The sequence below is a fragment of the Anaplasma bovis genome, assembly GCF_036903315.1.
In the GTDB taxonomy this organism is placed as follows: domain Bacteria; phylum Pseudomonadota; class Alphaproteobacteria; order Rickettsiales; family Anaplasmataceae; genus Anaplasma; species Anaplasma bovis.
Map to the genome: position 1 here is coordinate 1 of NZ_JAWLNY010000074.1, position 3,605 is coordinate 3,605.

General features: G+C 42.9%; 3 protein-coding genes. All 3 read right to left on the reverse strand.

Annotation, left to right across the window (positions count from 1 at the left end; genetic code table 11):
• A partial coding sequence (locus R4I06_RS04475) for a hypothetical protein (protein ID WP_334414385.1) occupies positions 1-533 on the reverse strand: 533 nt, incomplete at its 3' end.
• Between the two features lie 227 nt (positions 534-760).
• Complete coding sequence (locus R4I06_RS04480; RefSeq protein ID WP_334414386.1) at positions 761-1,477, reverse strand: hypothetical protein; 717 nt, start codon at positions 1,475-1,477, stop codon at positions 761-763.
• Positions 1,478-1,689: 212 nt separating this feature from the next.
• Positions 1,690-2,559: a hypothetical protein gene (locus R4I06_RS04485; RefSeq protein WP_334414387.1), complete on the reverse strand. Its 870-nt coding sequence runs from the start codon at positions 2,557-2,559 to the stop codon at positions 1,690-1,692.
• Between the last annotated feature and the right edge of the window lie 1,046 nt (positions 2,560-3,605).

A 3,605-nucleotide genomic window follows, 5' to 3' on the forward strand; every position in this document is an offset into this window, starting at 1 on the left:
AGTGTGCAGTTCAACGATTCAAGCAGGGAACTTAGCTTGGAGTTCTCAAAATTCCTATCGTCAAAATCTAATAGATCAAAAACGTTACCCGCTAATTTTACCGCAAGATTAGTTAAGACTCCATGAATGCTACCTTCTGTTTGACATTTTTGGCATATCTTAGTGACCGTAGGATGGAGCACAGCTTGCAGCGAACGTAGCGCATGGTCTAGTAGATTGTGATACACATTCTTATCCAGCGGCAATTTCTGAAATATCTGATATGTGGCTTTCATTGCAGTAAAGATTGCTCTATTATTTGCCTCAGTTATGCGAATATTTCGGACAAGAATACCAGCCATTGTACACAGCGAAATAAGAGTTAGAGCTAGTAAAGAAGTTTCCCGACCTTGGGGTAGCGATTCATTTGCTCCCCTTTCTATTTCGGAGGCTACTGCCAGGAGAGAGTCTAACAATCTTAGCGTCTCATCCCTTTCCATAATTCCCCCCCCCCCACTTTCCGCATAAAGTTGCAATACAGCTTCATCATTCATAATGCTACCTATCTTTTACGTGAATCAATGAGCTACAAACCATGGGCATCGCATCTTGGAACGACACCGAAGACAACTTTACGGTGCATTATGAGTGATGCTTACTTATTATACGATATGCGGCATCAGGAAATACAGCAGTAATTCACGGTAGGTTACGCTACCACGCATAAGTGGCGCCTTTATGATAGTACTGTATACAGTACTATCAGGTATTTCCTGTCTTCTTACCGTATGGTAAGCTGTCGATAGCCGCTACAGCAGTAACTGATGGTTGGTTCAGAAAGGCGCGTTGGGATAATAGGTAACCTATGAGGTGTTAGATGCAGGTTGTACAGCTCTCCTTCCATGGCATATTTACCACCAGGTAATGGATCTAACGCACGATTTAGAGAACCAAGTGTGCAGTTCAGAGATTCTAGTAGGGGATTCAACTCAGAGTCTACAGAATCAGGATACTTATCTAGTAAATCGAGTAAACCAAACATGTTATCTACTAGCTTTATAGTAAGATTATGTAAGACACCATGCATGCTGCTCTCTGCTGACGTTTTTGAGGATATATCTGCCGTAGAATAAAGAGTTGTCTGTAGCGAATGCAGCACACGATTTACTAAATCATGGTACACATGCTTACCAAGATGTAATTTGTCGAATATCTGATGCGTAGCCTGCATTGCGGTATCGATGTCTCGCTTGTGTATATCTGTGATCTTGGTAGCGCCATGAGTCACAACAAATGCGGTGCGCATGAAGATAATTGTTAGGCCTAGTAGAGAAAGTTCGCGGTTTTCGCCGGTAGATTCACTTTCTACATCATCTATTGCGGAAGTTGACACTGGCTCAATATCATCTAGCACGGCCATGATAGCATTATGGAAACTTGGGAGAAAATTCTCTTGCTCAGTCTCCCCCCCCCCCGTAAGGTTGCAATACAGCTTCATTATTCATAATACTACCTATCTCTACGAGAAAATCACGAGCCACAAACTGTAGGTATTGCGTCTTCCAGTGATACCGAGGGTAAATTTACAGTGTATGAGTGATAACGTTCACTCATAAGACATATGGCAGGAAATACAGCAGTAATTTTCATAGTAGAGGGATATGCTACATGTTGTTATTGCCATGCAGACGTACCTACTCCTAAGTTGTTTTAGCGTGTAACATCAATAGAGTTAGCAACATCTATGCCAGTTTCTACTACAGCATCTACAGTAACAGCATCCAAGCCCGCTGCTACCCCATCAGTACCCACTGCACTGCCTGCCGCAGCTGCACCTATTGCACGTGAGTTAGCAACATCTATGCCAATGTCTACTGCATCTACAGTAACAGCATCCAAGCCTGCTGCTATACCAGTACCCACAGCAGCACCCACTGCACTGCCTGCCGCAGCTGCACCTATTGCAGCACCTGCTGCTGCAGCGCTTACCGTACTACCTATTCCCGCAGTAAGTACAGTAGCTACTCCAGCAACTACTGCTACTCCCAATCCTACTCCTGTACCTATAAGGAAACTACATGCAAGTGCTAAGCCTATTCCTATACCTAGATCAATATTATCAAACATAGAAGAGGGCTGCCGTTCCTGAGCCACGAGCCGGGTGCGTTCATGCGCAGGAGAACGTGATGTGGAGCCATGATTAAAATCACTTTGAGCACGAGATGCTTGGTATTTTACAGAGTTATCACCATCCACAGGCGTCCCGCTTGAAGATGACGCCAGATTACTCTTATGTTCCTCAGTTGAGGAGTGTGTTTTATCAGCATAACTTCTAGCTGCCTTTTTAATTTCTGAGTGCTGAGTGACACTGTTGGGATCCGTCCCATTTAAGATATCACTACTGGGGAGTACTATACTATTGTGTGTGCTAGAATAACCAGAGTGCCTCCCCTCGTTTACCTCCTTGCGAGGCCTTTTAGTAAGTTGCCAATCTACTAAAGCAGTCCTTAACCTATCAGCTAAAGTTCCTGCACTGGTGCTATTACACGCATCAGAACTCTTAATTGTTTTTATCGTCATAAATCCAAACCTTAAGCATATAACATAGAGAGCTCATTAAAATATATTGATGTAAAACGAACTGTACCTGTGCATAGGAGTAGGGGATATACAGTATGTGTATAATGGCAACCTTAACCCGATGGTAACCTCACAACACCCATCAAAAGTGTAGCATAAGTAGTGCTCAAATACAAAATATCGATTGAGAAAAGGAGCCTCATCCTTTCATCCTTCCACCTTTGTTGATATATAGAATATGAAGCATAAAAGAGGGGGGCTTAAAGGACATGCCACTCATATACATTCTTCGCGCTCCCAATCTACTCTATATTTGTCAGATGAAAGTGAAGGGTAATCTATGTACCTAAGCCAAGCATTCTATAGGCTGTTCATTAAGTAGTATATGCATTTGCGGCTCTCCCATGTCTCTTGCTGTTTTTGTAGCGGCATCATCGCCCTTCTTGCCGCTCTCAGCGCCCTTGTAAAATGTGGTGATACCGTAGTGCGTGATATAGCAGGTCCCTGAACGTACGTTCAGGGCAATGTGGTGCACATTATCATATGTGGCATAACAGGTACTTCTCGTACCTGTGGAAGTTTCTCTGAACTTCCAATTTGCATATATCACAAGGTGTGGTGTGTAGCGACATACCTTACACCTAGATGTTGAATATATTTTACACATCAATAACAGGTTAGAAACATGGCACTCCTACTACCTTTGTTGATACTAGAATATCGGACAACGCCACGCTCTAGAATTGCTTATGGAAGCATAATTTAACTTTTTAGTATCAAAGATGTGTATGTAGGTAGCATATACGCTTTCAGCACGTTTGTATGTATCCGCTAGTGGCAGAGAGCGCACATTCTTAACTTTTAGGCGATGTGCTTACCATCCTTCGTTTCCTCATCTACACTAACATTGTTAGTGCTAGACCAGCACCTATGCCAAGATCCTACACTATCAGTCTATTTCTTTGATAACTACTCCCCAAATATAGGTTTCGAGGTGAATCGTCAGGGTGCTGTTGTTATATGAGTGCAATAATGTTGAGAACAGT